The sequence below is a fragment of the Rhizobium sp. NFR03 genome, assembly GCF_900111275.1.
Lineage (GTDB): Bacteria > Pseudomonadota > Alphaproteobacteria > Rhizobiales > Rhizobiaceae > Ferranicluibacter.
Window position 1 is genome coordinate 23,341 of sequence record NZ_FOGR01000003.1, and the last position, 26,324, is coordinate 49,664.

The following is a 26,324-nucleotide window of genomic DNA, read 5'->3' on the forward strand; positions in this document are numbered from 1 at the left end:
CCCCTACATTAGGCGTACCTGGTATTTTGGGTGGTGGGGCCGGGTTAGATCGGCCAGCCGGCCGCGTCAAAGCGGATCACGTCTTTGCCGCGCTCGATCTCGCGCTTGATACGGTCGTGGCAAGGAGCGCATAGGCTCTGAAGATTGTCGGGGTCGAAGAACAGATCCTCGCTGCCCTTATGTGCCGTGATGTGGTCTACGACGTTCGCTGCCGTCACGTCTTCAGCCTCGAGACAGAACCGGCAGAGAGGTTCAAGGGTCAGCTGATGCGTGCGCATGCGCTTCCATCGCGCGGTATCGTAGAACTTTCTCCACGGTCGCGTGTCGGTCATCTGGCGACCTCAATAGGTGGATGACCACGGCATTGTTGCGGACGCCGCAGGGTTCACGATCCTTGCCTGGCTCCGGCCGACTGTCACGCAAGGTAAGCGCAACCCCCAGTGGGTAGATGCTACCCGCGTCACAGGGAGGTACGGTATGCGTTGGTATGATGTTTTAGGCCTGATTGCGCTTGCAACATTTGTTGTAACCGCTTGGGGATTCTGGGCTGTGTCAGGTCCGGCCTGGGCTGACGCCCTTGTTGGCATCTCCGACCTTACAAAAGCTGGTCAGTGGGGTGATTCGTTCGGCGTTCTGAATGCACTGATCGGTTCGATTGGGTCAATTGGTATCGTCGCGACCCTTATAGCACAGGCACGGGCGCTTAGTACTCAGCAGGTCGACCAACACAAGCAGCGTTTCGACTCGACATTTTTCCAGCTCATTGCCTTGCTGCGCGAACTGCGATCAGAGATCTATTTTACCATAGTCAGCAATATCAGCTTGCGATGCCTACTTCGAAGCTGATTAACAAAACAACTAAGCAGGGCATCGCTGCGATAAAAGCAGCAAATCTTGAGCTTAGGTATTGGCTAACCATTGATGCAGCACCGAAGAAAATTGACTCTAAATACCTTCAAACGGTATACGAGAAGTATGTTCACACGAGGTACGAAGCCGAAATCGGAGCTTACTTCCGGGTCCTCTACAATATTTTGAGGCGCTTAAAAGACGACAAAATCTTGAGCGACGATGAAAAGGAGCAATACGCAAATCTGCTTCGAGGTCAGCTAACGAGCCACGAGCTGATACTCGCTGGCATTAATAGCTGTCATCCAGTGGCGAAGAATCTTCATCTCTATATTAAGCATTTCCAACTTTTAAAATATGCACCACGTGGCCGGCTGCGGGAGATAATCCTGTCGGTGCATGGCAAAGGAATGGTCGAAAAACCGCGCACTGCGTCACCAGGTCTGCTCAAGCGACTTTCAAACCTTCTGCAGTTTCCAAAGTCATCTGCGCGCTAGCCAGTCGCAGGAAGCGGCCCGCTCAACCCGATCCGGTTACAGATCCAGGGGAGCAGGCCGCAGGACCGCTGCGGCGCCGAGGAGACGGAGCGGGCAGCGATGGGGTAAGGGGCAGACCGGAACCGCAAGCGAGTTCAAAGCGTCCGCGCGGCTTAGGCGCCCCAAACGAAAAGGGGCCGCCGTAGCGACCCCGAGAATAAAGCTTTCAATTAATACGAAGCGGCGCCCCGGTTTGCCGGACATCATGCTGCAAGTTTTTGCGGGATGGGCTCGATGTCGATTCTCGCCGTCTCGTCGAGCGCGATAAGGGCGTCGATCGCGGCATCAATTAGAGCCGGTCCCCGCTTCTCGGCGTATGCCGGTCCCTGCCCCATGGCTACGCCGATCTCCTTGGCAGTCGCATCACCTATGGCAAGATCAAGGACGAGCGCATGTTTTTGGAGGTGGTGACGCAGGAACTCGACGAACATCTCTCCTTCAACCTCGCGAAGGGCCGCAGGCTCACCGCCCGCAGCTGCGGAGATCTCACCGAGCGGCTTGGGCTTCTTGACGCCGCCGACCCACTGCGGCCCAAGCACGAGAGCATCCGGGCAACGTGCTGCTGGGGTCGGAAGGTCATCGAATGCCACGGACCCGTCAACACCCAGCGCCTGCAGCAGCGCCCGCCCCTCGGCGACACCGAACCGGCCGGCCGTGTCTTTGCCGTTTGGCTCCTCACGAGGTAGCGGGTCGATGGCGCAAGCGATTGCAGGCTCGCCGGAGAATGGCTTGCGATAGCCCTCGGCCTTTAGCGGAGACACGGCGCCCTCTAGCGCCAAATACGCCCAGATCGCCGCAGCGGTGCGCTCAGCTGACACGCCGCCTTTCGGCCCGCCTGGGCGCTCTACCGGCTTTAGCGGGCGCCCCTTGGCTGTTTCACCCCAGACAATCAGCTTGCCGTCACGGAACAGCAGATTTCCCAACTGCGTATCAGACCCGCCATTGCGATTACGGGACGTATGCGGAATGATCTCGGCCTTTTCGTAGACGTTCATTTTCCTCCCGGTGTCTGGCCACTTCTCGCGGTCGGTCACAGTCCATCCGATCGCTGCCAGCAGCTCGCCCTCGCTAGGGCGGATCTCGGCTCGGGCTTCAGTATCGTCGCCATCGGTGTCTGGCTGAGATGGCAGAACCGTTTTGGGGAAGCAGATGTTCCGCCAGTGCCGCAGGGCGCGCACACGGCGTTCGTCGCCGCGGTACGCAAGCCGCTCGAGGGTCGGCCACGCCAAGACGTCAGGCGCGCGCTTGTTATCGTTGGCTGGGGCGATGGCTTTGGCGGCGGGGCGCTTCTTTTCGGTCGGGTTAGAAGCCGCAGCGAGGAGCGCTGAAAGTTGGCTGAGATCGCGGGATGATGTCATGCTTGACTCCACTTCGGTTTTGGGTCGGCAATTTGGTCGATTGCGTCTGATAGTGAATTCGGGACGCCGCCCTTGTCTTCCGCGAGAAGGACCGCTTTTCCTTTTGCGAGCCGAAAAGCAGCAAGACGTTCGCGTTCGGCTTCGCCTCGGGTCACGCACAGCGAGCGTTCGTAATCGGCTGCCTGCTTGGCCTTGTCTCGCTCCACCTCAAGCTCTGCGATCCTCAGCTGCAGGGTATCGATCACGCGGTTTGCATCAGCTAGGTGCCTGCGGTAGTGATCACCTCGCGCCCTTGGGTCTTGGGGCGCGCAGCTGTCGGCGGTGAGAGTGAGAAACTCCTCCTTCAGCCTGGCGGTGTTCCGCTGGGCAGATTGCGCTGCGGTTCGGATGCGGCCGCTCATTCGGTGGGCCCGTTTGCTGACGTCGAGATGGTCATGCTTCTCTCCTGCTATCCTGAGTAAATCCTAATATAAAATCCATGATTCGTGGCGGTGGCATTCTTCCACCGTGTTCCACCACGGTGGTGGGGTGTTCCACCACCACGGGGGTTATAGGGGGGTGGTAGGGAAGGCATGGTGGAAGGTGGTCGAAGGCTGGTCGAAGGCATGGTCGAAAATTAACGGAAGCTAATTTCCGTCTTTTGCGCCGTAGTCTTCCGCTGACACTATGAGCCGACGCCTCGGCTTTGACGGAGGGCCCTCCTCGATAACCTTGACCCTGCCGTCATCAAGAAGACGCAACATAGCCGAGGCCAAAGCCCTCTTCTCGATGCCGTCGGCGTCAGCTCGTTCAGCCATCTTTGCGGGCGCGTAGTTCGTCCCGGGAATGGTCCCGACCACAACCCCCTGCCTGCTGAATTTCGACAGCAGAGCAAGAAAGACAGCTTCGGCTTTTGCCTCCATCAACCTCCGGGTTGGATTCGGGGTCGATCCGTCATTGAGCACGAAAACGCCCTTCTCCCATCTCATCTTCAGCGCTCCACCTTTGGCGCCGTAATTGCTTTTCATGTTTGTCAAAACGCGGCCGTCGGGGTCCGCCCCCTCGCCTGTTTCCCCCGTCAGATAGAGACGAGACCTCACGGAATTGTTCCACGCAGTACTGCCCGACGTCCCTGCGCCGCTTTGCATTCCTGAAACAGATGGATGGCTAAGCAGGATTACGGCGCAGTCACAGATGATCGCGATCTGCCTTAGCATCGCAACGAACTGCCGCACCTGGGATCTCTTGATTTCGTCCCCTCCGTACAGGTCCGCCGACGTATCAAGCACGACGAGCCCGGGGCGAAACTCCACAATGCGATCGAACAGCCGCTCAAACAGAGGTGTTGGCACCATCTTCCCGTTCTTGTCTGGTAGCGCCAGAGTTGCGTCCCTGTCAGCCAGAGGCAGAAGCAGGAAATTTTCCCGCAACTCGCGAAACGATGCTCCCGCAGCAGCGAGAACATCGTTGATACGCCGATGGAACTCGTCGACTTCGTCCTCAGCGCCGACGTATAGCGTCCGACCCTGCCTTGGATTAAGGCCAACAGACTCGCACCCCAATGCTGAGGCGATACTTATTTGAAGCGTTAGAAGTGACTTGCCGAGCCCCCCGTCGCCAGTGAGAAGTGTCACGGTGCGAAGTGGGACGTATTTCTCTATGAACCATTCGCGCCGCGGTACTGGCACCCCCTCCCAGACGCTGGGGAACACGAAAGGGAGACCGTCGTCCGCTTGCGGCTTGTTGTCGTTGGCCGCGACCAGCGGCGGCTTACTTGCAACGCGATCGAGGAAACCGGATACGGAGACGGATTGTTGCTCGCGCTCCTCAATGAGAGGTACCGCAAACTTTCCCCAAAGCCGTCGAAAGTCCGACGTCGCACGATCTTCCGTCGGATATCGGGTAAGCCAGTTGCCGGGCGCATCGAGGAACAAGAGCAGCGCCGCCTCTGGCGAGTGGCCGTCGAAGGCTAACTGCTCGACGACGCGCGCCGCGTGGTTCGATCTGTCGCCTACGTCACAAGCAGCGAGTAGCTCCGCCGCGCGGTCGCTCGCGTGCACGGTTCCGCACATCGGAAGTTCGCCCATAGCAAATGAAGACGCCTCCCTGACTTCGGCGGCCCACGGCTCCAGCGCAGTGCGAAGTTCTTCGACCGATACCAAGTCGCCCTGCCACTCCTCCACCACGGACACCCGCGCCGGATCCGCCGAGCGCCCACGTTCCAATTTTTTCCTGTTTGGGTAATTGAGCGTCCCGGGAATTCGCCATACATGCGCGACGTCGGCTGTGCCGTGGTCGGAACCTGTCGCACGCTTCAAAGCCGACGCAAGTGGCCTTGCCTCGGCGGGAGAGACGGGTCGATCGAAAAGGATAAAGGGCTGCCGATTGCCGGGCGACGTTTCGAGGATGAGGTGCGGTTCCACCGGCAAGGCACCCTCGCGCCCTGTGTCTGCGTCGAGATCGACAACGAGACCGAGCAGGGCGACAATATCACCCTCCGCTCCCCGCTTGCCACGCTCGAGGTCTGGCCGCATGACCTGCAGACCGACAAACACATTGATGTTCGGGGTCTCAGCATGACAGGTTATGGCCTCCACCATGCCATCTAGGTCACCGACGCGATGGTGGCTGACCACGCCAGGCACATCCTTGTCCCCGTTTGGATTCGCGTAGAAGCTGGACACGACCAGCAACCCGGTCAGGCCGGCAGCCAAGCGATGCAACATCTCGACATGATTGCGAACGGCATCTTGATCAAAGGTTGCCGTGGCTAACTGGGTATCAATTGCGGGAATTCGAGCCATGGCTGTTGTTCGCCCTTTCGAGTTCGGATGCGGCGAGGTCGGCGATCTTGTCGGATAACGATGGGGAGAACGTCGCCAGTCGTCGGCCACCGTTGGCGGAAGGCGCGTAGATCAGGAAACGCCCGGAGGGCGTTTCCATAAGCTTCAGGCCGAACATTCTGACGTCCTCGGAAAACTCGAGGTCAAACGTTGCGAGGGCGCGCACGGCTTTGCCGGGCTGAGGGGTGGTGCGATGGATGTCTGTGACCTTCATCAGGCAGCAACCACCGACTCGCAAACGGGGTTCTGTTCTTCGTAGAACGACCGCCACGCATCGAGACTATCGAACTGGTCGCCGTCTCCGTCGAAGACTTTTCCAGACGGCTCCACGATCACCTCGTAGTCGGGAAGTGCGTCGCCTTCGTAGCCCTGAAATACTGGGTAGTTCCCGGCTGGCGCCTTCATCCAAGCAATTACCGCCCGTTCTATGTAGATAAACGTGCCGTCTTTTTGGGGCAGTGCGTACACTGCCTTGAACCCAGCATTCGCGGGAAAAGTAGATATAAATTTCTCATCGGGGTCGCCGTACGGTTCACCTGTGACGACTGTTCCGTCAGAAAGCAGGAACCGCGTGCTGCGATTTGCGAGCGACTGATACTTGAGCACATGGGCACTGTTGATCCGCGTTCCGTCTTTAAGTGTGATGATCGGCATAGGTTCTCCTCCGCCGGCGGAAGGCCGGACGCTGTTGGTCGTGATGGGGGTGTGTTGGATTATGTAGTTTCTTCCGGCGGATTTTCCGCACGGCTCGTATGATTAACCGACGATGCGCGGCGATCATCAAGGGCGCGCGCCTGCCGGTAGGCTGCGACGGCGAGCCGGCCTACCGAGTGTGTCAGGCGGCCTGGGCAGATGATCGAGCGTCGATCTTTCTTCGGATCCACGCCTCGACTTCGGCCCGCACGAAGGCAATACGCCGGTCTCCCAGATCGACGTGCACGGGAAAGCGCCCCTCTGCCCGGTATCTATTCAGCATCGTTCGGGACATGCTCGTCATCGCCGCCGCGGCATTTAGGGAAATGAGAGCGGGCGCATTATCGTTGGCGGATTTCATTATTTGCTCCTCCGGGGTTGACGCGTTTGTAAAATCTGGTAGATTGACACGATATCCATAATGGGCTATTTGTACGGGGACTTGGTTCTAAGTTCATTTTACAAATTAGTCAAGATGGCTGCGATGTTTATTTGCAGTGGTCCGCCCAAGCTTGCATTAGCTCTCTTCGACGCTCTAGGGCGTCAGATCGAGCGTACGCTCTCTCAACTGCATCACCTGTGATATGAGATAATGCAGCCTCGGCTATCTCCCTTGGAGCGTGAGCGACTTCGGTTGCGTAGTCCCGGAACGCGGATCTAAACCCATGTACGGTTGCGTCTCCGGTATCCGCGGCCCTCAGCGCCTTGGCGAGGCTGGCATCGGACAGAGGCTTTCGATCGCGGACGCCTGGAAACACGAGATCGTTTACCGACTGCGCCTTCATCTTCTCCAGTAAGCTGACAGCAGAAACCGAGAGAGGAACGCGGTGCGCCTTCCCGGATTTCATGCGGACCGCCGGAACGGTCCAGACCTTTTCACCCATATCGATCTCGGCCCATAGTGCGCCCCTCACCTCTCCGCTACGTGCAGCCGTCAGCACTGTAAACTCTAACGCTCTCGCACTGACGCCGTTCACTTCCGCCAACCGCTTCATGAAAGAGGGCACGTCCTTATACGGCATGGCCGCATGATGCTTCCTCGTCGTCAGCTCGTCAGGCTTGTGAAGGACATGCGTAAGATTGCTTTTCCATGCCGCCGGATTGTCGCCAGTCCGATGGCCCTCGACCTTCGCCGAATCTAGAACGCGCTCAATTGCTTCGCGTAATTTCTCGGCTGTCTCCTGTTTCTCTCCCCAGATCGGCCTCAGCACCGAAAGGACATCCCTCGTCGAGATCTCGCCAATCGCCTTTGCCCTAATAGGCTTCGCGTGCTTCTCGACGAGGTTCCTCCATCGCGCTTCCGTCTTCGCCCCGCGCCACCGGCCGGCTTTAACAGCACTGTCCACGAACGCGTCTGCGTATGCGCCAAAGGTCATCGCGGCGGGTCTGACCTCCGCCTCCTCTTGCCGTAACGCCAACGGATCCTTTCCTTGTCGAACAAGCTTGCGCGCAGCTTCAGCCTTGTCTCGAGCCTCGGCAAGCGTGACCGTGTGGAGCGGACCCAGGCCCATTTCTCGCCGCAGGCCGGCAAAAGTGAACGAGTAAATCCAATAGCGTCCGGTCCCCTTGGTGACGAGCCAAAGCCCACCGCCATCACGCAGTTTCACCGCCTTGCTTGCTGCGATCGACTTCACAGTCAGCGCGTTCAGAGTATGGCTCCCCATGGTATCCTTCCCCACTTTTTCCCCGCTCTTGGGGTGTGGGCTAGATATGAGCATCTTGTTCAGAATGTTCAAGCATACCATTGTAAGAAAACATCTTTTCGTATTGTTGGTTGTCGTTATGGAGCGTTATAGACGCTAAAAATTATCCGGCCCGGGGAGCCATTTTCTTCTTTGAGAATGGCACGTGGCATTGGTCACACGTCTACCGCACCCATCTCACTGTATCGCTGTCCTTTACTGATGTGGAACATTCATCGGTGGCCTGTGTTTCCGTGCACAACGGAGAGTACATCATGGGTATCATCGATCAAAATAAAATGTCGGAGCAAAAACAACCGGCTGACGTCAATCCAAAGGCTGAGGACGCGGTTGTTGACGAAGGCGGCACCATAGCCTCGACATTCGTAAAGCCTGCAAATGAGAGAGACACCGATGATCGTCCAGTGGTCAATCCGGTGACAGGCGGGGCATTTTGACGGCGCGGCCGTGGATGGAATCGCTACTCGGAATAGTTGCTACGTTTGTCTTGCCTGATCAACGAAACCGCTTTCGTTTAGCGTCTTGATCTCGCACCGTCTCCGCGACCCTTCGATCGCGGCACATGCATGTTTTTGAAACCTTCTTGATCCACATCCCGTCCTTGGCCGTAAGACCGGCAAAGGAAACAGACGGATCAAAATGGACGACGTGCATCAACGGGAACTCAGCCCGATCATCGTATGGTTTCGCAAGGACCTCCGGACGGATGATAACCGTGCGCTCGTCTCGGCTGCTGAGACGGGTCGCCCGATCATTCCGCTGTATATTCTTGAAGACGATGCGGAGACGGGTCCTCTCGGTGAAGCTCAGGCATGGTGGCTGCATCACTCGTTGATGGCGCTTTCCGCTCAGATGGAAGCGTGCGGTTCTCGTATTGTATTGATGAGCGGCGACGCAGAACAGGTCCTCCGTGGTGTCGTAAATGATTCCGGAGCAACCGCTGTTTTCTGGAACCGTCGATACGATCCCGCGGGCATCAGAATCGACACTCAACTGAAAACGGCGCTTTCGGACGATGGACTGGAAATAGCCAGCTTCTCCGGTGCGCTGATGCATGAGCCATCGCGCGTCAAGACCAAGAGCGGCGGCCCTTACCGAGTCTACACACCATTCTGGCGTGCTGTTGAAGCCGGCGGCGAGCCACTGGAGCCCGTAGATGCTCCGGATAAGCTACACGGTCCTGAAAAGTTTCCGCGGTCAGAAAGTCTCGATGACTGGGGCCTTCTTCCCAAGCTCGAATGGGCTGCGGATTTCTCGCAGCGCTGGGAGCCGGGTGAAGCCGCCGCCAGAGAAAAGCTCGAGGATTTCACAGACGGCACGATCGACGGATATCGCCAGTCGCGGGAGCGGACATGGGAGGCAGGAACATCCCGGCTTTCACCGCATCTGGCTATGGGCGAAATTTCGCCGGCCCGCATCTGGCACGCGACGCGCGGTCTTTCCAAGGCCGATTTTGCCGATGTCATCACCTTTCGAAAGGAACTGGTTTGGCGGGAATTCGCCTATCACCTCCTGTTCCACAACCCCGACATGCCGACCGAAAGCCTGAACCGCAAGTACGACAGACTTGGCTGGACGGCAGGTGACAAGGATTTTGATCTGTGGACGAAAGGCCTGACGGGCTTTCCGATCGTGGATGCCGGCATGCGCGAACTCTGGCGCTACGGGACGATGCATAATCGCGTCCGTATGATCGTCGGGTCTTTCCTGGTCAAGGATCTCCTGATCGACTGGCGGCGCGGGGAGCGCTGGTTCCGTGATACGCTGGTCGATGCCGATCCCGCGAGCAATGCCATGAACTGGCAATGGGTCGCCGGGTGCGGAGCCGATGCCTCACCCTTCTTCCGCGTTTTCAACCCGATCACGCAAGGCGAAAAATTCGATAGCGACGGTCTTTATGTCCGTGAGCATGTGCCGGAACTTGCCGAGATGCCGAGCGAATGGATCCACCATCCCTTCGACGCGCCTGCAGACGTGCTTGCCAAGGCCGGAGTGACCTTGGGTGAAAGCTATCCCCGACCGATCGTCGATCACGCAAAAGCACGGGATCGGGCCCTTGCCGCTTACCGCAACATCAAGGATGCCGCATGACCGCCCACATCTCTTCCGGCACCCCTTCTGCGAATGGCCGTCTCTCCGTCGCTATTATCGGCTCTGGCATTTCCGGCAGCTCGGCGGCCTGGGCGTTACGTGATGTTCATGACGTGACACTCTACGAAAAGGCCGAGCGGCCGGGTGGGCATACGGCCACGGTCGAAGTCGATTATGACGGGCGGCGCATCGCGGTCGATACCGGCTTCATCGTCTACAACGAGCCGAACTACCCGAACCTGAAAGCGCTGTTTGCCGAGCTCGACGTGGAGACGCTGCCGAGCAGCATGAGCTTTTCGCTGTCGCTCGACCATGGTGCGCTGGAATGGCGCGGCGGTCCGTTCACGGGGCTCTTCGCGCAGAAGCGGAACATTCTGCGGCCGTCGTTCCTCATGATGCTGCGGGAGATCCTGCGCTTCAACAAGATCTGCCTGGTCGATCGCGATGCGGGACGGCTTTCCGAAATGTCGATCGGCGACTACCTCGACTGGCGCGGTTTCTCGCCCGGCTTCACCAACAACTATCTGCTGCCGATGGCGGCCGCCATCTGGTCTGCGCCGGCCGCAAAGATGCTGGAATTTCCTGCCGACCACTTCATCCAGTTCTTCGACAACCACCGCCTTGTCTACGCGACGCCCCATCCGTGGCGTACTGTGTCGGGCGGAAGTCGGGTCTATCTCGACAAGCTGCTCGCCCCCCTCGGTGACCGGCTGAAGCTGAACTGCGGCATTCGCTCCGTTCGTCGCGACGGGCGAAAAGTCCAGGTGACGGAAGACGATGGCACTGTGCGGGTGTATGACAAGGTCATCATCGCCTCTCACTCGGATCAGGCACTTGATCTGCTCTCCGATGCGACGTCAGAGGAGCGCACGCTTCTGGAAGCTGTGCCGTACAAGCCGAATCGCGTCGTGCTCCATCGGGATGCAGCCTTGATGCCGAAGCGGCAGAAGGTCTGGGCCTCATGGAACTACCTTCGCTCGACGCGCCCGGGTGCCGACAGCCAGGTTGCGGTGACCTACTGGATGAACAGCCTTCAGGCGATCGATCCCGCCTGCCCGCTCTTCGTCACCCTGAATCCCGAGCGCGAACCCGATCCCCGTCTGGTCTTTGCAGAATTCACCTATGATCATCCTCAGTTCGACGCCCGCTCCATCGAGGCGCAGCGTCACCTGAAGACCATTCAGGGCGATAACAACACGTTCTTTGCTGGCGCATGGACGGGTTACGGCTTCCATGAAGACGGCCTGTCATCGGGGTTGGCGGCAGCGGAAGCGCTGGGCGGCATCGTACCGTGGCGGCTTGCTCCGCCTCCGATCTTCGCCGAAGCTGCGGAATGAGCGAAAAGCCTTCCAGTAATGGATCCCTGCATGCGCCGCCCCTGGACCCGGTGCTGCTTTATGCCGGTGATGTCATGCATCAGCGGATGAAGCCGCTCGGGCACAGGTTTTCCTATAGCGTCTTTTCGCTGTTGGTGGATCTCGACCGGCTCGATTCGGCGGCGATCCGGAGCCGCCTTTTCTCCGTCGATCGCTTCAATCTCCTCTCCTTCCACCCGAGCGACCATTCGGGGCGCAAAGATGTTTCGCTACGGGTCTATGTCAATGGCCTGCTTGCAGAGGCTGGCGTTGTCGTGCCGGCAGCGCGCATACTCCTTGTCTGCTATCCGCGCATCCTCGGCTGGGTCTTCAACCCGCTCGCCGTCTACTATGCCTATGACGCATCTGATACGCTGGTGGCTCTGATCTACGAGGTGCGCAACACATTCGGTGATCGCCATACTTATGTCTGCCCCATCTCACCCGGGCAGGTGAGCGATGCCGGTGTCCGGCAGGAATGCGACAAGATTTTCCATGTCTCTCCCTTCATGCCCATGGCCATGCGATACCGGTTTCGCATGGTGCCTCCCGGCGAAAGCATCCGCTGGCGCATCCTGGAGACGGACGCCGAGGGTCCGGTCCTATCGGCGACCTTCTCAGGCCGCGCGCAACCGCTGACGACTGCCAATATCTTGCGTCTCGTCGGCCGTATTCCACATCTCACGCTGAAGATCGTGGCCGGCATTCACTGGGAAGCGGCGAAGCTCTGGTGGAAAGGCGCGCGTTACATTTCGAGGCCCGAACCACCGGCCCCGACCAGCGTCTGGACCGACGATCACCGCTGTGATGAGCCGGCTCACCGCCGTTTTTCGCCACAACCGACCCCCCACCCGAAGACTTGCAGCCCGGCCGAATAAGGCTATTTTGTGTAAGTCCGATGTTTGCCGAAAGGTTGTGCGATGCGTTCAGCTGATACATGGCGCGATGAAAAGTTGCCCGCAGAGCGGTTATCCAAAGACAATATTTCTCGCTTTATCAAAGGCCTGCCAGCGAAAGCTCAGATGGTGCTTCGTGGGCTCGTCAACATGGAGGCCGGTTGCCTCCAGCTGACACTTCCCGATGGTCGCACCTTTATCATCAAGGGCCGCGTACCTGGTCCGGAAGCGTCCGTTACGCTTCATAACTGGAGCTTGCCCCAACGCGCTTTGACAAACGGAACCATCGGCGTTGCGGAAAGCTACATGGATGCCGACTGGGATAGTCCCGACGTCGGGGCGTTCCTCGAGCTCTTCCTTGTCAACGCCGAGATGGGTCGCCACTTCCCGAACGGCGCTCGTGGCATTCTGCGCTTTGTCGAGAAGATGCGCCACTGGATGAACGCCAACACGAAAGCGGGCTCCAAACGCAACATTTCCGCTCATTACGACCTCGGCAATGCGTTTTATGCGCAGTGGCTCGATCCGTCGATGACCTATTCCTCTGCCCTTTACGCCACCGGTGCCAATGATCTGCAGTCGGCACAAAGGGCAAAGTACAAGGCGCTGGCGGATGCCGCGGGCATCGGCCCGGAGGATCATGTTCTCGAAATCGGCTGCGGATGGGGCGGATTCGCGGAATATGCAGCCGGAGAAATCGGCTGCCGCGTAACAGGCCTGACCATCAGCCGCGAGCAGCTGGATTTCGCCCGCGCCCGGATGGAAAAGGCAGGTTTAGCGGACAAGGTTGACATCAAGTTTCAGGACTATCGCGATGAGGCGGGAACATACGACAAGGTCGTCTCGATCGAAATGTTCGAGGCGGTCGGCGAGAAGTATTGGCCGACCTATTTCTCACAGGTCCGCCGCTGCCTGAAGCCCGGTGGTCGCGCCGGTCTGCAGATCATCACCATCAAGCCGGAATCCTATCGGGAATATCGCGCCAATCCCGACTTCATCCAGAAGTACGTCTTTCCCGGGGGAATGCTGCCGACGCGGGAACATCTCGTTTCGCTCGGTTCGAAGGTAGGGCTGAACATGGTCGGCGATCTCGGCTTCGGCCTTGATTACGCCCGAACGCTCGCCGAATGGCGGGAGCGCTTCTGGTCGGTCTGGCCGAAGATCGAGCCACTTGGCTTTGACATTCGCTTCAAGCGGCTCTGGGAGTTTTATCTGTTCTACTGCGAGGCCGGGTTCCGCGCGAAAAATATCGACGTCCGACAGGTCGTTTATGAGTGACCTCCCGGACGGGCGGGGGTCATCCGCCCGTCATGAGGACGCGATGCTTTCGATGCGTGTCCTTCTCGCCTACGCGCTGCCTGCTGCCCCGCTCGCAGCCCTCGGCCTGCCCCTCTATTCCCTCGTACCGACCTACTACACGGAGACGCTTGGCTTGCCGATTGCGACGGCTGGCTGGGTGATCCTGTTGATCCGTCTGTTCGACGCGATCTCGGACCCGCTGGTCGGCTATGCTGCCGATCGGATGGAGCCAGCGTTCGGACGCCGCAGGCTGCTGTTCCTGATGTCGCTTCCGGTCGCAGCCCTTGCCGCCTTCATGCTTTACTGGCCAACAGAAACGGCAGGAGCCGGATGGCTCGGCTTCTGGGGATGCGTCGTATCGCTGGGCTTCACCATGGCCATGGTGCCCTACTCCGCGTGGGGCGCAGAGCTCGTCGGTGACTATCACGGGCGCACACGACTTTCCGCCTTTCGCGAGACCTTCACGCTGATCGGCACGCTCATAGCCATCGTCCTGCCCTTCGCCATCGGGTTCGAGCAGAAGGGCCTCTCTGGTCTCGCCGTGCTCGGCATCGTCGTCGGGTGTGGCTTGCTTGTGCTCGGTGCATTGACCGTTCGCATGGTGCCAGAGCCTGAGAACCGTACGCAGGTACGGCTCTCCCTGCCCGCTGCGCTGCGTTTCCTCCTGACGAACAAGCCGTTCCTCCGGCTCGTTCTTGCCTATTTCCTGAACGGGCTTGCCAATGGCATTCCTGCGACGCTGTTTCTCTATTTCGTTTCGGCGCGGCTTGGCCTGCCGGAGATGCGTGGGCCGCTGCTGTTTCTCTACTTCCTCTGCGCCATCGGCGGCGTGCCGCTTGCCAGCGTCTGTGCCGCCCGCTTCGGCAAGCACCGCGCATGGTCCGTGGCGATGCTCGCAGCCTGCGCCGTCTTCCTGCTGGCGCCGCTCCTTCCGCCCGGCAGCCTCTATGGCTTTGGCGCCATTTGCGTTATCACCGGTATTCTCCTCGGGTTCGATCTCGCGCTCCCGCCATCCATCCAAGCCGATGTCATCGATGCGGATACCGCGGTGTCCGGCGACCAGCGGGGCGGCTTCTACTTTGCTGCCTGGGGGCTGGCGACGAAGCTGTCGCTGGCAATCGGCGCTGGCCTCGTCTTTCCGATCCTGTCCGCAGCGGGCTTCGATCCCGCACATGGGGCGGGAAATAGTCCGGACGCCCTGTTTGCGCTTGCAGCGCTCTATGCATGGGTGCCTGTCGCCCTGAAGCTCTGCGCCATTGGGTTGATGTGGACATTTCCGCTGGACGAGCGCATGCAGCGTCAGCTACGCGAGGCGATCGCGCCCAACCCCTGAGAGATCATGTCGTACGACCCGTCCCTGCCCGCAGGCAAGCGCCGAGACCGCCGGCTTGCCTGGCTCTATCTTGCGCTTGCCATTGTGATCGAGGTGGTCGGCCTCACCGTCATGAAGGCTGCGAGCATCTCGGGCGGCATGATTGGCTACATCGTGATGTATGTGGCGATCGCGCTGTCCTATGTCTGTCTGGCAAAGGCCGTGCGAACCCTGCCGGTCGGCGTCGCCTACGCCATCTGGGAAGGCTCGGGCATCGCGTTGATCACGCTGGTCTCCGTATTTTTCTTCCATCACGATCTGAGCCTCCGAGAGTTCATCGGCCTTGCCATGGCGGTCCTCGGGATCGTTCTCGTCAATGCAGGCGAGGACCATGGGACAACGCCTGCCGGGGGCACCGATGAGCCTGCCTGAGTTGCCCTTTATGCTTGCCGTTGTCGCAGGTCTGTTCGACGTTGCGGCTAATCTTGCCTCCAGCAAATCCGAAGGCTTCGCCCGCAAGGGCTGGGGCGTGCTGTCGATCGTGCTGGTGCTTGTGGCCTTCGCGTTCCTGGCAGAGTCGGTGCGAGGCATGGATCTCGCCATTGCCTATGGCATCCTCGGCGCAACCGGCATCTTTGGCACCGCCATCAGCGCACGCGTCTTGTTCAAGCAGAAATTGAAGCCGATCGGCTGGGTCGGACTGGCACTCGTGTTCTGCGCTGTCGTCGTGCTTCACACGGCCTGAGGTTCTTCCGGCTTGCCGGCTGGCAGTCGCGCCTTCACGGAAGGGCGTTTCTTCCATCCCGTTGCGGCATTGATCAGCGGGAAATACAGCCAGTAGGGCAGGATGTTGATGAACTTCAGCACATAGGTGAAGCGCTTCGGAAAGGTAATTTCGAAACCTGAGGCCTGAAGTCCCGCAACGATCGCGTCTGCCGCCTCCTGTGGCGAGACCAGCGCCGGCATCGGGAACGCATTCTCTTTCGTCGCCGGTGTATCCACGAAGCCGGGGTTGACCACCTGAATCCGGATGCCCTGCTTATCGAGATCGAACTTGAGACTCTCCGCCATGTTGATCAGCGCCGCTTTGGTCGCACCATAAGCGCCGCTCGTCGGCAAACCGCCATAGCCGGTGACGGAGGAGACAATGGCAATCTGCCCCTGCCCGCGCGTCTTCATGTGGCGGATGGCAGGCAGAAGGCAATTGACCACGCCATTCAGATTGACCGAGAAGCTTTCCTGAAAATCCTCGAGATGCAGATCCTCGCCATGAACCGGCTTGAACACGCCGGCGTTCAGCGCGACAAGTGCCAGCGTTCCATGATCGTATTCGATCGAGGCGATCACCCGCTCCATGTCTTCAGGATCGGTCACGTCGCCGTCGAGGACGATGATCCGGCCCGGGCCCGTCGCCTCGCGCTGCAAGGTCACCAGCTTGTCGTGGCTGCGCGCTGTAACGACCACGCCGAAACCTTCCGCCACCAGCTTCAGCGCCAGTGCCCGACCGATCCCGGAACTGGCTCCGGTGACCCAGGCAAGACCATGTTCGGGGCGAGCGATGAAAGACGACATTTCCGTTTCTCCCGGGCGCGCAATGGGCCTGTTTCCTTGATCGGATGATGAAGTAGAGCGGCGTCGGGATCTGGAAAGACGTTTGCTCCTCGGCTTGTCAGCCGATCAGATCGCCAAGGCGGCGACTGAGAGAACCGCGCAGTTTGACCGGGGCATCGGTCACCGCGAAAACGATGCAGTGCTCGCCACTCTCGGCAATCGGCCGATGGTCCAGGCTATCGTCTGCGACCGATATGTCACCGCGGCCGAATCGGCCCCTCACATCGCTGAATGCGCCGTGCAGCACCAGGGAAAGCTCGAAACCTTCGTGTGTATGCTCGGGAATGGCTCGACCGGGGCGGATGCGATAGAACGACACGTCGCAGCCGTCGATCTTGCCGAGAACATATTCCTTCAAACCGGGGAGTTTCCAGCGCCACGGGACATCATGTCTGTCAAACCCGGCAAACTCGCTCAAAACACGTGGCCATCCCTCATTATCAGGATGATGCGGCGCTGGGACTGTTGTGCGGGATAATGGAGGACTTGAAAGGATAGCAGCGATTGCGCTTTCGGGGTCCGACAACGGAGCCGGTTCGAGATCTTCGACGAGATCTCCCGCCGCTGCCTCGAACGCCGCAACTGTCTTGCGATGAGCAGACGCAAGCTCGAGATGCGCCGCAACGAGAACACGGGCCGGCTCTGGCAGAACACCTGCCGCATAATGCGCCATCAGCGCATCTACCGTATCGAGTTCACTCGTCGTCATCACACTCTGTCCATCGTCCCCTTCCGGGGACCTCCCTCAGACGATAATGAATTCTTACGATCCTGTCTTCGCCATGGATCACCAAATTGTGCTTTGTCCGCTTCAAGACAAATATTGCGCCGGAGCGCCGTCTGGCAAAACCGTTTTCCTTGCGGCCGGTGCTCTGCAGCGGCAAAAGGAGCTGCCTCATCCTGCGGAATTCGGCCGCTCTCTTTACCGGCCTTGCCGCCGCCTTGCGTCCGGCTATGTTGCGATGAAGCACGCCGACGCTCCCTTTGCGATTCTCCTTAAAGAGGTCCCACCTATGCCCGCATTGAACTCCGTTCTCGACGCCATCGGCAACACGCCCCTGATTCGCCTCAAGGCGGCGTCGGAGCTGACCGGATGCACGATCCTCGGAAAGGCTGAGTTTCTTAATCCGGGGCAATCCGTGAAAGACCGAGCGGCGCTCTCTATCATTCGCGCGGCTGAACGTCAGGGGACATTGCGACCCGGCGGCGTCATCGTGGAGGGAACGGCCGGCAATACAGGGATCGGCCTCGCGCTCGTTGCGCAGGCGCTCGGCTACCGAACCGTCATCGTCATCCCGGAAACGCAGAGCCAGGAGAAGAAGGACGCACTGAAGTTGCTGGGCGCTGAGCTTGTGGAAGTTCCCGCCGTCCCCTACCGCAATCCGAACAATTACGTGAAGCTCTCCGGTCGTCTGGCGGAGCAACTCGCGCGGACGGAGCCGAACGGCGCCATCTGGGCGAACCAGTTCGACAACACAGCCAACAGGGCAGCGCATATCGAGACGACAGCGCCGGAAATCTGGCGCGATACGGATGGAAAGGTCGATGGCTTCATCTGCGCGGTCGGCTCCGGCGGAACGCTTGCCGGCGTCGCAGAGGGCTTGCGCGGCTTCAATCCAGACATCAAGATCGGGCTTGCAGATCCCGAGGGCGCCGCCCTTTTCAGCTACTACACTGAAGGCGAGTTCTCGTCGCCGGGCAACTCGATCACCGAGGGCATCGGACAAGGCCGCATTACGGCGAACCTCGAAGGGTTCACGCCGGACTATTCCTATCGCATTCCCGACGCCGAAGCCGTTCCGCTTGTGTTCGACCTTATCGAGAAGGAAGGCCTGTGCCTCGGCGGCTCGTCGGGAATCAACATTGCCGGTGCGATCCGCATGGCGCGCGATCTCGGGCCGGGACACATGATCGTGACGATCCTCTGCGACTATGGCAATCGCTACCAGTCGAAGCTGTTCAATCCGGATTTCCTGAAATCGAAGGGCCTGCCGGTTCCGGAGTTCCTCACGCGGCATAGCAAGATCGATGTCCCCTATGAAGCGGGAACCGTCTGAACCCATGACGAGCTCTTCCGCGAAAACCGAAGCCCTGTTCCGCGACGACTTCTACCTCTCGACCTCCGAAGGACGCGTGATCGACGTGCTCGAAGACGGCGGCATCGTGCTCGATCGCACGTGCTTCTACGCGACTTCCGGTGGGCAGCCCGGCGATCTCGGCTTTCTGGAGCGTCCTGACGGCAGCCGGATCGAGATAGCCACCACGCGGACGGGCGCGACCAAAGACGTCATCGTGCATATTCCCGCTGAAGGTCAGTCCCGGCCAGACATCGGTGAGGACGTGGTGGCGCATATCGATTGGCCACGTCGCTACAAACTGATGCGGATGCACACGGCCTGCCATCTTCTCTCGGTCGTCTGCCCCTACCCGATAACAGGCGCGGCGGTGGGCGAAGACGAAAGCCGGGTCGATTTCGACATGAGCGACACGATCGACAAGGACGAAGTGACCGCGAAGATGATGGCGCTTGTACGCGAGAATCATCCGATCACGTTGCGATGGATCACCGACGCCGAGCTGCTGGCCAATCCCGACATCGTCAAGTCCAAGAACGTCCGTCCGCCCGTGGGCCTTGGACGCGTAAGCCTCGTCTGTATCGGTGAGGATGCCTCCGTCGACAGCCAGCCCTGCGGCGGCACGCACGTCTCCGAAACGCAGGAGGTGGGCGATATCCACATCGCGAAGATCGAGAAGAAGGGCAAGGAAAACCGGCGCTTCCGGATCCGCTTCGGCCCTCCGGAGAATGCCGCCTGAGCCTTCCGCCCGTCAAATGAAGAAATGGATCTGTCAGCATGCGTGAAGACAAAAGCCCCTTCGTCGTCAGCAGCGAGTGGTTGCAAGAACGTCTTGGCAACACGACCCTTCGGATTGTCGATGCTTCCTGGTACCTTCCGGCGCACAAGCGCGATCCAAAGGCAGAATACGCCGCCGGGCACATTCCCGGAGCCATATTCTTCGACCACGACGCTCTGTCCGATGCAACAAGCGGACTGCCTCACACCCTGCCCTCGCCTGCCGCCTTTGCCGCGTCTGTGGGGGCATTGGGGATAGCCGACACGGATACGATCGTCGTCTATGACGGTCCCGGCTTCTTTTCCGCACCGCGCGCCTGGTGGATGTTCCGCGTCATGGGCTCGCGGAATGTCTATGTCCTCGACGGCGGGCTCGATGGCTGGAAAAGCGAGGGTCGATCGGTGACGGCTGATGAGACCTCCGTGTCGCCTGCCGTTTTCACCCCGACCTTCGATGAGGCGGCGGTGACGTCCTTCACGGAGATGACGCAGATCGTCGACGATGGCAGCCGGCAGATTGCGGACGCGCGCAGCCTCGGCCGCTTCACGGGTGAGGAAGCGGAACCACGCGCCGGCATGCGCTCTGGCCATATGCCGGGCGCCCGAAGCCTGCCGGCTGGCGGCTTTGCGGCGAATGGCCACTTCAAGTCCTTGCCCGAGTTGCAAAAACTCGTCGCAGACGCAGGAATCGATCTCGACAAGCCTGTTGTCACCAGCTGCGGCTCCGGCATCACGGCGGCGATCATCACGCTGGCTCTGCAATCTCTTGGACATACCGATAATACGCTCTACGATGGTTCCTGGTCGGAATGGGGGAGTCGCGCTGATACTGCGATCACAACCGGTAACGCTTGAACGCCAGTAATCCCTTGAACGGCCAGTAACCCCTTGAACGGGAAGAGTGGAACACGCATGGAATTGGTAGACGCAGTTGCAGGAAATGGCACGGAAACCAACGCGCAGGCGGATGCCGGTGCCGGAGTCGCTCTCGTGCCGGGACAGCCGGTCACGATCCACATCACCGAACTGGAGATGACGGCAGCGCCGAAGCAAAGTCTGCCTTTTCCGGTCAATATCCAGACCGCGCTGATGCGCGTCGTGGATATCCCGCCCGCCTATTATCGCTTCCTCTATCTGCAGGTCGGCCGTCGCTGGCATTGGGTCGATCGTCTGCGTCTCGATGATGAAGCGCTGACTGCGGTTCTGCATGACAAACGCAATTGCGTGACGGTGCTATACGTCAACGGCGCTCCGGCCGGATTTTTCGAAGTCCTGCATGTGGATGAAGACACCGTCGAGCTGACGCATTTCGGTCTTTTCGAGCGTGCCCTCGGCCTCGGGCTTGGCAAGTGGTTCCTGCTGCAGGCGCTGTACGGCTGTTGGAGCTATGGCCCGAAAGTGGTGAAGGTTCAGACGAACAATCTCGACCATCCCCGCGCGATCCAGCTCTATCAGCGATTCGGTTTCTCCCCTGTGGCGACACGGGAAGACGAGCTCGTGCCGCTTACAGAAGACGAGATGCTGGATCTCGTTCGGAAACTGTAACGTCGAACCGTCCGGAAACGGGTGTCGTCTTGCCGGCGGCCTTGTCATGATCCTTGCGACCAACAAGGAGACCATGATGACGAAGATCCATTTTACCGCCATGCCGACAAGCGATGCGTTGCACATCTGGAATGGGAGCGCCGACGCGTACGGCCTCCCACCGGAACGCTTCGTGTCAGATGGCGATGGCAATCCGTGCCGTCACTGCCTCGGGTACATTGCAAGGGGCGAGCCCGCCTTGCTCCTCGCCTATCGACCGTTTCCTTCGCCGCAAGCGTTTGCCGAGACTGGCCCGATCTTCCTGCATGCCGAACCCTGTGCCCGTTATGCCGCAGAGGAACACCTGCCGCCGAATCTCGACAGTCCGGATTACATCGTCAGGGGCTACGATTACGCGGATCGTATCGTCTACGGATCAGGCAAGGTAACACCGACAGGAGACATCATCGCCCGAGCAAATGATCTTCTGGAGCAGCCCCGGATCGCCTATCTGCATGTCCGCTCGGCGCGCAACAATTGCTATCACTGCCGCATCGACCGCCGTGCGTAACGTCTCAGACCTGGCGGGACGCCGCCCCGTCAGAGAAGAGCGAGGGGCCGTTCTCGTCGATGATCTGGTGTGCCTTGCGCAGGGCCGCCGAAGAGGCTTCGTCCGCCGAGGAAAACATATCTGCACGGATGAAGCCGCGCGATAGCTTCTGGCCGCTTACATCCTTCTCGATGACGCCGGACAGCCTGTACTGGCTGCCCTCCTTCATGGGCGTCGCCCGGATCAGGCAATCGCCATAGGCTTCGGTCGAACCGGAGACAGCTTCAGGAGCGGTGTCGGACGAGGAGCGGCCGAAGAGACGGGAGAAAAACGATGCCATGGGAAAGATTTAGCCGTCTCTCCCGTCGATGTCAAAGTCCCTGCGCGATCAGATCACAAGGTTCGACAGGATATCGTTGTCGGTGATATCCTGATATTTCAGGCCGGCCGCGTCGAAGGCGACCATCAGCCGGGGGAAATTTTCCGGACGCTTGGTTTCGATGCCGATCAGGATCGAACCGAAATTGCGCGCGGACTTCTTCAGATATTCGAAGCGGGCGATATCGTCCTCTTCTCCGAGCAGGCCAAGAAAGTCCTTCAATGCGCCCGGCCTCTGCGCCATGCGGAGGATGAAGTATTTCTTCAGCCCGAGATGCCGCATCGCTCGCTCCTTGACGTCGGGCAGTCGCTCGAAGTCGAAATTCCCACCGGAGACGACCGCGACAATGGTCTTGCCGGAAAGCTGAGCTGCATCCAGTTCGGCAAGTGCAGTGATCGCGAGAGCACCCGCCGGTTCCAGCACGACACCTTCGAGATTGAGCATTTCTGTAATAGTCACGCAAATCGCGTTTTCCGGCAGAAGAAGCGTCTGGCTTGCGGAAAAATGCTTCAGTCGCTCGAAATTCAGGTCACCGATGCGGCCGACGGCCGCGCCGTCGACGAAGTTGTCGACCTGTTCCAGCGTAACCACCGCGCCCGTTTCCAGGCTGCGCTTGAGGCTCGGCGCGCCTTCCGGCTCGCAGAAAACGAAACCGTCGGGATCGACCTTGCCATCAAGATAGCCCGTCATACCGGCGGAAAGCCCGCCGCCGCCGACCGGCATGATCACCATGTCGGGCACGACGCCTTCGGGCAACTGGGCTGCGACCTCTGCGGCGACGGTCGCCTGTCCCTCGACGATGTCGGCATGGTCGAAGGGCGGGACCATCATGCCGCCGGTTGCCTCCACATGATCGCGCGCTGCCTTGTAGCATCGGTCGAAAATATCGCCGACGAGCTTGATGGTGATGAACGGCCCGCCGAACATGCGGGTCTTGTCGATTTTCTGCTGCGGCGTTGTCACGGGCATGAACACGGTACCCTCAACGCCGAAATGGCGGCAAACGAAGGCGAAACCCTGGGCGTGATTGCCGGCCGATGCGCAGACGAAGGCCCGGCCCCGGGCGCCGGACGCGATGGCCTTGCGGAAAAAGTTGAACGCGCCGCGAATCTTGTAGGAGCGGACCGGCGAGAGATCCTCGCGCTTGAGGTAAATCTTCGCGCCATATCGGGCGCTCAGGTGATCGTTGAGTTGCAGGGGCGTCTCGGGGAAAAGATCGCGCAGCGCGAGCGCTGCCGTATCCACATCCTGCTTGAAGCTCATCGTTCTGTCCTTGTTTTTCCGGCTGGTTCGCGCTGGGAACTCGCCTGACGACACCCGTCTCCGTGCAGGATGCTATGCCACAGACCGGCAACGGATGCCATGCGGCGGAAAGGTCTCTCCGCGAGGCTTGACTCGGCGGTACAAATTGCGAAACTTCGTGTGGGGACAGGCAGTTATGCCGGGTGGGTCAGTTGGATGATGCCGCTGAAGTTTTGGGAGAGTGGGGAGATGCGGTCAACTTTTAAGAAGGCGCTGACGTTAGGTCTGGCCACTATCGTTGCGGGAGCAGTGCCGGTCGGCGCAGCCTTGGCCGGTGCCTTGGCGGATGCCGCGACACGGGCCGAGCAGTTGGCCGCCTCTGGCGATGCCGCGGGTGCGCGCGCGGCCATTCGGGATGCCGTCAGCGATTTTTCGGCTGGCCTGCCCTTCGCCGTGGGCACGGCAACCTTCGTGGCAAGCGATCCCACCGGCTTCGGCATGTTCGAGCCTCGTCGCGATAACGTCTTCAAGCCGGGCGAGAAGATCGTGGCCTATATCGAACCCATGGGCCTCTTGTGGAAGCCGGCTCAGGTGCCCGACAAGATGGAGACACGCTTCACGGTGGATTTCGACCTGCTGGATGCCGGCGGAACCGTTCTCGGCAGCCAGAAGGCCTTCGGCAACTTCAACTTCACCGGCGTTACCAAGAATTCGGAAATCTTTGCGACGTTGACGCTGGATGTCAGCGAGGCACCTGTCGGCAGCTATGTGCTTCGCTATAATCTGAACGATACGAATTCCGGGAAGACGGCTTCCGTGGATCTGCCCTTCTCCATCGCAGTTACGCCGTGACGACCGCTGTGAACCCGCCAGCGCGCGAAGCCGGACGGTTGCTCGTCGGGTTCGATGCAGACGACACCCTCTGGCAGAACGAGCAATTTTACCGCCTGACAGAGGACGCCTTCGCCGCCTCGCTTGCAGATTACTGCGAGGCGACCGATCTTTCCGAGCGCCTGCTGGCAGCAGAGCGCCGCAATCTTGCGCTCTATGGGTTCGGCATCAAGGGCTTTACCCTGTCGATGATAGAGACGGCGCTCGAGCTGACAAACAGCGAACTGCCCGGGCATATTGTCGGACGCATCCTTGAGATCGGGCGGGAAATGCTGCGTCATCCGGTGGATCTGCTACCATCGGCACGCGAAACGCTGGAGGCGCTTGCCGGCCGGCACCGGCTGGTTCTCATCACCAAAGGCGATCTGTTCGACCAGGAACGCAAGCTGGCTGCGTCAGGCCTTGGCCCGTTCTTCGACGGCATCGAGATCGTCAGCGACAAGACAGAGCTTACCTACCAGAACATCTTCGCCCGGCACGGCATTGAGCCGGACCGGTGCGTCATGATCGGAAATTCCCTGAAGTCCGATATTCTGCCGGTTCTCGGCGCCGGTGCATCCGCCATCTTCATTCCGCACGACCTGACGTGGATCCACGAGCATGCTGAAAAGCCTGAAGGCGATCCGCGCTTCTTCGAGGTGGCGGATCTCTCCGCCGTCCCCGGAATCCTTCAGGCGATCGCCTAGACTTTAGGTCCGCCGGCTCGCCGTAATGCCATCCAGCATGGCTTTCAGATCGGCTTCCGCCGCGTCAAGGATGGCTTCGTCCCGCGCGCGGATGACGAGTTCCGTCGAGAAGGACGTGCCGTCGAACTTCGGGTAGGAGCCGATGCTCGTTTCCGGATGCGCCTTCTGAACCTCGCCCAGGGGACCTCCGATATCGCCTTCGCCGAATGGCGACTGGACGGAGCGTGAAAGGACCGTTGCGCCTGTTTTCAGGCTGGGGAGGATGGCGGCGAGCATCGCCTGAAACACCTGCGGCACGCCGGCCATGACGTAGACATTGCCGATGATGAAGCCGGGGGCCGTCGAGACGGCATTCGGGATGTGCGTCGAACCGTTCGGCATGCGCGCCATGCGACGGCGGGCCTCCGTGAATTCCATGTTGCGGCGGGCATACATGTCGCCGAGCAGCGTCATCGCTTCGGGATCATGGATGCACTCGACGCCGAAAGCACGGGATACCGCGTCGGCCGTGATGTCGTCATGCGTCGGACCGATGCCGCCGGATGTGAAGACGTAATCATACTGCCCGCGAAGGCCGTTTAGCCCGGCGACGATCGCCTCCTCGTCGTCGGCAACGATTCGCACTTCCTTCAGGTCGATGCCCGAGATTGTCAGGAGGTCGGCGAGGTGGCCGATGTTTTTATCTTTGGTCCGCCCGGAAAGAAGCTCGTCGCCAATGGCGAGCATGGCGGCCGTTACGATCGTGTCCGTGGTCATCGTGCATTCCCTTGTCAAACGCGCATCGTGCATTCCGAACGATACATTATCAAATATTAGCGAACAGTCTGTCATCCCGAGTGCTTCTGACAGCGACGGCCGAACGTGCTAGATCGACGCTACGACATTCAGGCCCATCCTTTAGGAGATGACGATGGCAAAAGTACTGGTTCTCTACTACTCGGCCTATGGTCACATCGAAGCTATGGCTTACGCCGTCGCGGAGGGCGCGAAGGCAGAAGGCGCCGACGTCGTTGTAAAGCGCGTGCCGGAGCTGGTTCCCGAAGAAGTCGCCAAGGCATCGCACTACAAGATGGATCAGGCAGCACCGATTGCAACGGCTGCGGAACTGGCGGATTATGACGCCATCATCTTCGGTTGCGGCACGCGTTATGGCGGCTTCGCCTCGCAGATGCGCAACTTCATCGATCAGACCGGCGCTCTGTGGTTCTCCGGCGCGCTGGTCGGCAAGGTCGGCTCGGCCTTCACATCCTCGGCGACGCAGCATGGCGGGCAGGAATCGACGCTGCTCTCCTTCATCCCGGCCCTGCTGCATCACGGCATGGTCGTCGTCGGCCTGCCCTATTCCTTCCAGGGCCAGATGGGTCTTGAGGAGATCAAGGGAGGCACGCCGTACGGCGCTTCCACGATCACCGGCGGGGACGGCTCGCGCATGCCCTCCGAGGTCGAACTCGAAGGGGCGCGCTTCCAGGGTGGCCATGTCGCCAAGATCGCCGCCAAGCTGACCGCCTGACCCGAACAGCCTCCCAGGGCAATGCAAAGGCTGTCCGCCATTTCGAGCGGGCGGCCTTTGCCATTTTCGGCGATTGAAGGGAGGTCGCGCTGGAGCCACGTAGATGAACCCGTATCGGTCGAAGGCGGAATACGCGCGATCGGGCTTGCGCGACTCCCCGGGATC

General features: G+C 59.9%; 31 protein-coding genes. 18 read left to right on the top strand and 13 right to left on the bottom strand.

The genetic code is table 11. The annotated features are described in order from the left end of the window. Nucleotides 1-44 precede the first annotated feature (44 nt). Complete coding sequence (locus tag BSG19_RS09805) at nt 45-332, bottom strand: HNH endonuclease (protein ID WP_092987489.1); 288 nt, start codon at nt 330-332, stop codon at nt 45-47. Between the two features lie 145 nt (nt 333-477). Here BSG19_RS09805 and BSG19_RS09810 point away from each other — a divergent pair, with 145 nt between their 5' ends. Both BSG19_RS09810 and BSG19_RS09815 read left to right on the top strand, forming a co-directional pair. Then, the gene (locus BSG19_RS09810; RefSeq protein ID WP_092987491.1) at nt 478-846 is read left to right on the top strand and encodes a hypothetical protein; all 369 of its coding nucleotides are present in this window, start codon (nt 478-480) and stop codon (nt 844-846) included. Continuing rightward, nucleotides 828-1,346 (top strand): putative phage abortive infection protein, encoded by a 519-nt coding sequence (locus BSG19_RS09815; RefSeq protein ID WP_092987493.1) that lies wholly within the window; start codon nt 828-830, stop codon nt 1,344-1,346. The genes BSG19_RS09810 and BSG19_RS09815 overlap by 19 nt, the downstream gene beginning before the upstream one ends. Before the next feature lie 242 nt (nt 1,347-1,588). Here the strand turns inward: BSG19_RS09815 and BSG19_RS09820 are convergent, their stop codons facing one another. The 7 genes from BSG19_RS09820 to BSG19_RS09850 all read right to left on the bottom strand — a co-directional run bounded on the left by BSG19_RS09820 (nt 1,589) and on the right by BSG19_RS09850 (nt 7,994). After that, nucleotides 1,589-2,743 carry a hypothetical protein gene (locus BSG19_RS09820; RefSeq protein ID WP_092987495.1) on the bottom strand — a complete coding sequence of 385 codons (1,155 nt, stop codon included), beginning with the start codon at nt 2,741-2,743 and terminating at the stop codon, nt 1,589-1,591. Continuing rightward, complete coding sequence (locus BSG19_RS26345; RefSeq protein ID WP_244529190.1) at nt 2,740-2,988, bottom strand: hypothetical protein; 249 nt, start codon at nt 2,986-2,988, stop codon at nt 2,740-2,742. The genes BSG19_RS09820 and BSG19_RS26345 overlap by 4 nt, the downstream gene beginning before the upstream one ends. 381 nt (nt 2,989-3,369) lie before the next feature. Continuing rightward, on the bottom strand, nt 3,370-5,526 hold the full coding sequence (locus BSG19_RS09830; protein ID WP_092987499.1) for an AAA family ATPase: 2,157 nt from the start codon (nt 5,524-5,526) through the stop codon (nt 3,370-3,372). Next, nucleotides 5,504-5,779 carry a hypothetical protein gene (locus BSG19_RS09835; RefSeq protein ID WP_092987501.1) on the bottom strand — a complete coding sequence of 92 codons (276 nt, stop codon included), beginning with the start codon at nt 5,777-5,779 and terminating at the stop codon, nt 5,504-5,506. Before BSG19_RS09835 ends, BSG19_RS09830 begins: the two co-directional genes overlap by 23 nt. Then, nucleotides 5,779-6,219: a hypothetical protein gene (locus BSG19_RS09840; protein ID WP_092987503.1), complete on the bottom strand. Its 441-nt coding sequence runs from the start codon at nt 6,217-6,219 to the stop codon at nt 5,779-5,781. Before BSG19_RS09840 ends, BSG19_RS09835 begins: the two co-directional genes overlap by 1 nt. 181 nt (nt 6,220-6,400) lie before the next feature. Next, nucleotides 6,401-6,619 carry a helix-turn-helix transcriptional regulator gene (locus BSG19_RS09845; protein WP_092987505.1) on the bottom strand — a complete coding sequence of 73 codons (219 nt, stop codon included), beginning with the start codon at nt 6,617-6,619 and terminating at the stop codon, nt 6,401-6,403. A 127-nt stretch (nt 6,620-6,746) separates the two neighbouring features. Then, nucleotides 6,747-7,994, bottom strand: coding sequence for a tyrosine-type recombinase/integrase (locus BSG19_RS09850; protein ID WP_348272131.1), 1,248 nt, complete (start codon nt 7,992-7,994; stop codon nt 6,747-6,749). A gap of 221 nt (nt 7,995-8,215) precedes the next feature. On the opposite strand from BSG19_RS09850, the gene BSG19_RS09855 reads away from it, so the two are divergent. The 8 genes from BSG19_RS09855 to BSG19_RS09890 all read left to right on the top strand — a co-directional run bounded on the left by BSG19_RS09855 (nt 8,216) and on the right by BSG19_RS09890 (nt 15,659). Next, nucleotides 8,216-8,398, top strand: a complete 183-nt coding sequence (locus BSG19_RS09855; protein ID WP_092987507.1) for a hypothetical protein — start codon at nt 8,216-8,218, stop codon at nt 8,396-8,398. Between the two features lie 202 nt (nt 8,399-8,600). Continuing rightward, on the top strand, nt 8,601-10,052 hold the full coding sequence (locus BSG19_RS09860; RefSeq protein WP_092987509.1) for a cryptochrome/photolyase family protein: 1,452 nt from the start codon (nt 8,601-8,603) through the stop codon (nt 10,050-10,052). Continuing rightward, the gene (locus BSG19_RS09865; protein ID WP_092987511.1) at nt 10,049-11,389 is read left to right on the top strand and encodes an NAD(P)/FAD-dependent oxidoreductase; all 1,341 of its coding nucleotides are present in this window, start codon (nt 10,049-10,051) and stop codon (nt 11,387-11,389) included. Before BSG19_RS09860 ends, BSG19_RS09865 begins: the two co-directional genes overlap by 4 nt. Beyond that, nucleotides 11,386-12,285: a DUF1365 domain-containing protein gene (locus BSG19_RS09870; protein ID WP_092987513.1), complete on the top strand. Its 900-nt coding sequence runs from the start codon at nt 11,386-11,388 to the stop codon at nt 12,283-12,285. Before BSG19_RS09865 ends, BSG19_RS09870 begins: the two co-directional genes overlap by 4 nt. A 42-nt stretch (nt 12,286-12,327) precedes the next feature. Further along, nucleotides 12,328-13,581, top strand: coding sequence for an SAM-dependent methyltransferase (locus tag BSG19_RS09875; protein ID WP_092987515.1), 1,254 nt, complete (start codon nt 12,328-12,330; stop codon nt 13,579-13,581). A 43-nt stretch (nt 13,582-13,624) separates the two neighbouring features. Next, nucleotides 13,625-14,935 (top strand): MFS transporter, encoded by a 1,311-nt coding sequence (locus BSG19_RS09880; protein WP_092987517.1) that lies wholly within the window; start codon nt 13,625-13,627, stop codon nt 14,933-14,935. Nucleotides 14,936-14,941: 6 nt separating this feature from the next. After that, nucleotides 14,942-15,346: an SMR family transporter gene (locus BSG19_RS09885; protein WP_092987519.1), complete on the top strand. Its 405-nt coding sequence runs from the start codon at nt 14,942-14,944 to the stop codon at nt 15,344-15,346. Continuing rightward, entirely contained in the window at nt 15,333-15,659 is a 327-nt protein-coding gene (locus tag BSG19_RS09890) for an SMR family transporter (protein ID WP_092987521.1), read from the top strand. Before BSG19_RS09885 ends, BSG19_RS09890 begins: the two co-directional genes overlap by 14 nt. Here BSG19_RS09890 and BSG19_RS09895 read toward each other — a convergent pair. Together BSG19_RS09895 and BSG19_RS09900 are read right to left on the bottom strand one after the other, a co-directional pair. Next, entirely contained in the window at nt 15,647-16,486 is an 840-nt protein-coding gene (locus BSG19_RS09895; protein WP_092987523.1) for an SDR family NAD(P)-dependent oxidoreductase, read from the bottom strand. The genes BSG19_RS09890 and BSG19_RS09895 overlap by 13 nt on opposite strands. Before the next feature lie 97 nt (nt 16,487-16,583). Continuing rightward, the gene (locus BSG19_RS09900) at nt 16,584-17,234 is read right to left on the bottom strand and encodes a ChrR family anti-sigma-E factor (RefSeq protein ID WP_092987525.1); all 651 of its coding nucleotides are present in this window, start codon (nt 17,232-17,234) and stop codon (nt 16,584-16,586) included. Between the two features lie 304 nt (nt 17,235-17,538). Between BSG19_RS09900 and BSG19_RS09905 the strand changes: the two genes are divergently transcribed. The 5 genes from BSG19_RS09905 to BSG19_RS09925 all read left to right on the top strand — a co-directional run bounded on the left by BSG19_RS09905 (nt 17,539) and on the right by BSG19_RS09925 (nt 21,472). Then, a complete protein-coding gene (locus BSG19_RS09905) occupies nt 17,539-18,582 on the top strand; it encodes a cysteine synthase A (RefSeq protein WP_092988422.1) in 1,044 nt (347 codons plus the stop codon). A 4-nt stretch (nt 18,583-18,586) separates the two neighbouring features. Further along, the gene (locus tag BSG19_RS09910) at nt 18,587-19,339 is read left to right on the top strand and encodes an alanyl-tRNA editing protein (RefSeq protein ID WP_092987527.1); all 753 of its coding nucleotides are present in this window, start codon (nt 18,587-18,589) and stop codon (nt 19,337-19,339) included. Nucleotides 19,340-19,377: 38 nt separating this feature from the next. Continuing rightward, entirely contained in the window at nt 19,378-20,232 is an 855-nt protein-coding gene (gene sseA, locus BSG19_RS09915; protein WP_092987529.1) for a 3-mercaptopyruvate sulfurtransferase, read from the top strand. 177 nt (nt 20,233-20,409) lie between these two features. Continuing rightward, complete coding sequence (locus BSG19_RS09920) at nt 20,410-20,922, top strand: GNAT family N-acetyltransferase (RefSeq protein ID WP_092988423.1); 513 nt, start codon at nt 20,410-20,412, stop codon at nt 20,920-20,922. Between the two features lie 76 nt (nt 20,923-20,998). Further along, the gene (locus BSG19_RS09925; RefSeq protein ID WP_092988424.1) at nt 20,999-21,472 is read left to right on the top strand and encodes a DUF1203 domain-containing protein; all 474 of its coding nucleotides are present in this window, start codon (nt 20,999-21,001) and stop codon (nt 21,470-21,472) included. A gap of 4 nt (nt 21,473-21,476) precedes the next feature. On the opposite strand, the gene BSG19_RS09930 is transcribed toward BSG19_RS09925, so the two are convergent. Both BSG19_RS09930 and ilvA read right to left on the bottom strand, forming a co-directional pair. After that, the gene (locus BSG19_RS09930; RefSeq protein WP_092987531.1) at nt 21,477-21,791 is read right to left on the bottom strand and encodes an HlyU family transcriptional regulator; all 315 of its coding nucleotides are present in this window, start codon (nt 21,789-21,791) and stop codon (nt 21,477-21,479) included. A gap of 48 nt (nt 21,792-21,839) precedes the next feature. Next, nucleotides 21,840-23,093 carry a threonine ammonia-lyase gene (gene ilvA, locus BSG19_RS09935; protein WP_092987533.1) on the bottom strand — a complete coding sequence of 418 codons (1,254 nt, stop codon included), beginning with the start codon at nt 23,091-23,093 and terminating at the stop codon, nt 21,840-21,842. 228 nt (nt 23,094-23,321) lie between these two features. Between ilvA and BSG19_RS09940 the strand changes: the two genes are divergently transcribed. Beyond that, complete coding sequence (locus BSG19_RS09940) at nt 23,322-23,924, top strand: hypothetical protein (protein WP_092987535.1); 603 nt, start codon at nt 23,322-23,324, stop codon at nt 23,922-23,924. Then, complete coding sequence (locus BSG19_RS09945) at nt 23,921-24,649, top strand: HAD family hydrolase (RefSeq protein WP_244529191.1); 729 nt, start codon at nt 23,921-23,923, stop codon at nt 24,647-24,649. Before BSG19_RS09940 ends, BSG19_RS09945 begins: the two co-directional genes overlap by 4 nt. Nucleotides 24,650-24,652: 3 nt before the next feature. Here the strand turns inward: BSG19_RS09945 and BSG19_RS09950 are convergent, their stop codons facing one another. Further along, nucleotides 24,653-25,405 (bottom strand): competence/damage-inducible protein A, encoded by a 753-nt coding sequence (locus BSG19_RS09950; protein ID WP_092987537.1) that lies wholly within the window; start codon nt 25,403-25,405, stop codon nt 24,653-24,655. A 154-nt stretch (nt 25,406-25,559) separates the two neighbouring features. Here BSG19_RS09950 and wrbA point away from each other — a divergent pair, with 154 nt between their 5' ends. Next, the gene (gene wrbA, locus BSG19_RS09955) at nt 25,560-26,159 is read left to right on the top strand and encodes an NAD(P)H:quinone oxidoreductase (protein ID WP_092987539.1); all 600 of its coding nucleotides are present in this window, start codon (nt 25,560-25,562) and stop codon (nt 26,157-26,159) included. Nucleotides 26,160-26,324 lie beyond the last annotated feature (165 nt).